The 3,460-nt window shown below is 67.0% G+C and carries 4 protein-coding genes; all 4 read left to right on the top strand.

Annotated elements, in window-relative coordinates:
• A partial coding sequence (locus EN780_RS30140; RefSeq protein ID WP_133372774.1) for an ABC transporter permease occupies window positions 1-354 on the top strand: 354 nt, incomplete at its 5' end.
• Window positions 355-488: 134 nt separating this feature from the next.
• Complete coding sequence (locus tag EN780_RS30135) at window positions 489-1,427, top strand: sugar ABC transporter substrate-binding protein (protein WP_127282596.1); 939 nt, start codon at window positions 489-491, stop codon at window positions 1,425-1,427.
• A gap of 21 nt (window positions 1,428-1,448) precedes the next feature.
• Window positions 1,449-2,957 carry a sugar ABC transporter ATP-binding protein gene (locus tag EN780_RS30130; protein WP_128276111.1) on the top strand — a complete coding sequence of 503 codons (1,509 nt, stop codon included), beginning with the start codon at window positions 1,449-1,451 and terminating at the stop codon, window positions 2,955-2,957.
• 131 nt (window positions 2,958-3,088) lie between these two features.
• The coding region (locus EN780_RS30125) for an SDR family NAD(P)-dependent oxidoreductase (protein WP_128276110.1) at window positions 3,089-3,460 on the top strand (372 nt) is incomplete at its 3' end.

Raw genomic sequence — 3,460 nt, 5'->3', positions numbered from 1 at the left:
GTCGCGCGGCTGTCCGGCATTCCGGTCAAATCGCTGACCAACTGGGTCTATGCGATCTGCGGCGTGCTTGCCGGTCTGGCCGGCATCGTGCTCGCGGCCCGTCTCGATTCCGTGCAGCCGAGTTCCGGCCTGGGCTACGAGCTCGACACGATCGCGGCGGTGGTCATCGGCGGCGCCAGCCTTTCGGGCGGCGTCGGTTCGATCGGCGGCACCGCGGTCGGCGTGCTGATCATCGGCGTGCTGCGCAACGGCCTCAACCTGCTCGGCGTCTCTCCCTTCATCCAGCAGGTGGTGATCGGCGTGGTGATCGCGCTTGCCGTCGCCACCGACACCTGGCGCCGCAGATCGCAGTGAGGAGCCGGGCGCAATGAGAATTCGCCCGGATCTCCGGGCGATGGACGGATCGGTCGATCCGAGACTGGGAACGTTCGGCCAAGGGGCGCCGTGGTGCGCGGGCGGAACATACTGAACATCAACGGAGGAAAAACATGCTGACCAAACGTTCACTCTTGCTTGCCGCCGCGGCCATCGTCCCGCTGCTTGGCCTGTCCGACGCGGCCTCGGCCAAGGACGCCAAGAAGCTCGGGCTGGCCGTCGCCAACCTGCAGGCCGACTTCTTCAACCAGATCAAGCAGTCGGTCGAAGCCTACGCCAAGGAGAAGGGCATCGATGTGGTCACCGTCGACGCCAAGGGCGATTCGGCGACCCAGGTCAGCCAGGTGCAGGACCTGATCACGCAGAACATCGACGCGCTGATCTACATCCCGGCCGGCGCCACCGCCGCCACCGTTCCGACCAAGACGGCGAAGGCCGCCGGCATCCCAGTGGTCAATGTCGACCGTAACGCCGACGGCGCGCCGGGCGACACCTTCATTGCCACCAACAGCGTCGCCTCGGCCCAGGGCGTGTGCGACTACATCGCCAAGCAGGCCGGCGGCAAGGGCGAGATGATCATCATCCATGGCCAGAAGGGCACGACACCGGAAGTCGACCGCTCCAAGGGCTGCGGCGAGGCGCTCAAGGCCTATCCCGACATCAAGGTGGTCGGCGAGCTGTGGAGCGAAGGCTGGCACCAGGACGAAGGCTTCAAGCTGACGCAGGACCTGCTGCAGTCGCATCCCGACGTGTCGATCATCTTCGGCCAGGCCGATGCGCTGGCGCTGGGCGCGGCACAGGCGGTCAAGGTCGCCAATCCCGGCCACAAGGTCTGGGTTGCCGGCTTCGACGGCGACGTCGCGGCGCTGAAGGCCTTGAAGGACGGCGTGTTCGACGTCACCGCCACGCAGCAGACCCAGGGCATGGGCCGGCTCGCCGTCGACGCGGCGATCAAGCTGGTGGCCAGCGAGAAGATCCCTGCCGAGCAGCTGCAGGAAGCGACGCTGACCACCAAGGACAATGTCGCGCAGTTCATCGAAAAGCATCCGTAAGACACCCGAGACAGCGCCGCGATGTCCTCCGACCCTCGCCACAGCGAAAGCCCGCATAACGGGCTCTTCGTCAACGGGCTCTGCAAGAGCTACGGACCGGTGCAGGTCCTGGCCGATGCGAGCTTCGAGGTGCGGCCGGGCGAGGTCGTGGCGCTGCTCGGCGAGAACGGCGCCGGCAAGTCGACCGTCTCCAACATCATCGCCGGCTCGACCAAGCCGGATGCCGGCACCATCATCTGGCGGGGGAAGCCCTATTCCCCCGCCAATCCGGCCGCGGCCATCGAGGCCGGCGTCGGCATGATCCATCAGGAATTGAAGCTGCTGCCGGACCTGTCGGTGGCGGAGAACGTCTATGTCGGGCGCCTGCCGATGCGCGGCGGCCGCATCGATCGCGCGACCATGAATGCCAAGGCCTCGGCGCAGTTGAAGCGCCTCGGCCTCGACGTCTCGCCGGAGCGCAAGGTGCGCACGTTGCGCATTGCCGCCCAGCAGCAGGTCGAGATCGCCAAGGCGCTGACGCTGAACGCCGAGCTCCTGATCCTCGACGAGCCGACCGCGGCGCTCGGCGGCGAGGAGACGGAGCTGCTCTTCCAGCAGATCCGCAAGCTCAAGGCCGAGGGCATGTCCTTCATCTATATCAGCCATCGCCTCGACGAGATCGCGCAGATCGCCGACCGCGTGGTGGTGATGCGCGACGGCCGCATCGTCGCCCGGCACGAGCGCGCCGACATCCCGGTGCGCACCGTGGTCGAGCAGATGGTCGGGCGCAGCGTCGAGCGCATGTTCCCCAAGCTGTCGCCGCCGCGCGACGAAACGCTGCTCGAGGTCGAGAACCTGTCGTCGCCGGACCAGAGCTTCAACGCCGTCAGCTTCTCGGTGAAATCAGGCGAGATCCTCGGCATCGCCGGGCTGATCGGCGCCGGGCGCACGGAGCTGGTGCGGGCGATCGCCGGCGCCGACCCGATCTCTTCCGGTGCGGTGCGCGTCGCCGGCAAGCCGGTGCATCTCAACGGCCCGGCCGCCGCGATCAGGGCCGGCGTCGTGCTGGTGCCGGAAGACCGCAAGGCGCAAGGCGTGGTGCTGCAGCAGACGATCGGCGAGAACCTGGCATTCGGCAATTTCGACCATGTCGCGCCGAAGGGCTGGGTGTTTCCCAAGGCAGTGCAGAAATTCGCCGAGGCCGGCATCTCCCGGCTCGGCGTCAAGGGCAAGCCCAACCAGGCGGTCTCGAAACTTTCCGGTGGCAACCAGCAGAAAGTGATCATCGCCAAATGGGTGTCACGGCCACCCAAGGTGTTCATCCTCGACGAGCCGACGCGCGGCATCGACGTCGGAGCCCGCGCCGCGATCTACGACGTCATCGCCGACCTCGCCCGCTCCGGCATGGCGGTGGTGGTGGTGAGCTCGGATCTCGAGGAGGTGCTGGGGCTCTCGCACCGCGTGCTGGTGCTGAGCCGCGGCCGCCAGCGCGGCATCCTCGAGCGCGGCGAAGCCAGCAATGTCGCGGTGATGGAGCTGGCGACAAGCTGAGATCGACGTGAGGAACCCGGGGAATCGAAACTTGGCGCAGCAGGTGATAGCCTCCCAGGCACCGGACCGCGCGGGGCGCCAACAAAGTGTTGGCGCCCTTTGATTTCGCGAGAGCCGGCAGGAGGGAACCAATGACCAAACTATTCGATCTCAGTGGCGACGTTGCGCTGGTGACGGGCGCCGGCAGCGGCATCGGCCAGGCGATCGCCATCGGCCTCGCGGAAGCCGGCGCCGATATCGCCTGCTTCGGCCACAGCTCGAAGGGCGGGCTGGAAGAGACCGCGCAGAAGATATCCGCGCTCGGTCGCAAGGCACTGGTGCTGACTGGCTCGGTGACCTCCGAAAGCGACCTGTCGGCGGCGATCGAACGCCTGGAGAAAGAGCTCGGCGCGCTGACCATCGCCGTCAACAATGCCGGCATCGCGGGCGCCGAACCCGCCGAGACGCTGCCGCTGGAGAAATGGCAGAAGATCTACGACGTCAATGTCAGCGGCGTGTTCCTA

Source organism: Mesorhizobium sp. M4B.F.Ca.ET.089.01.1.1 (assembly GCF_004022605.1).
Lineage (GTDB): Bacteria > Pseudomonadota > Alphaproteobacteria > Rhizobiales > Rhizobiaceae > Mesorhizobium > Mesorhizobium abyssinicae.
This window is presented reverse-complemented; position numbering and strand designations above follow the sequence as displayed.

Coding starts and splice junctions, on each gene's coding strand:
- EN780_RS30135 (WP_127282596.1), top strand. CDS start 489: ATGCTGACCAAACGTTCACTCTTGCTTGCCGCCGCGGCCATCGTCCCG.
- EN780_RS30130 (WP_128276111.1), top strand. CDS start 1,449: ATGTCCTCCGACCCTCGCCACAGCGAAAGCCCGCATAACGGGCTCTTC.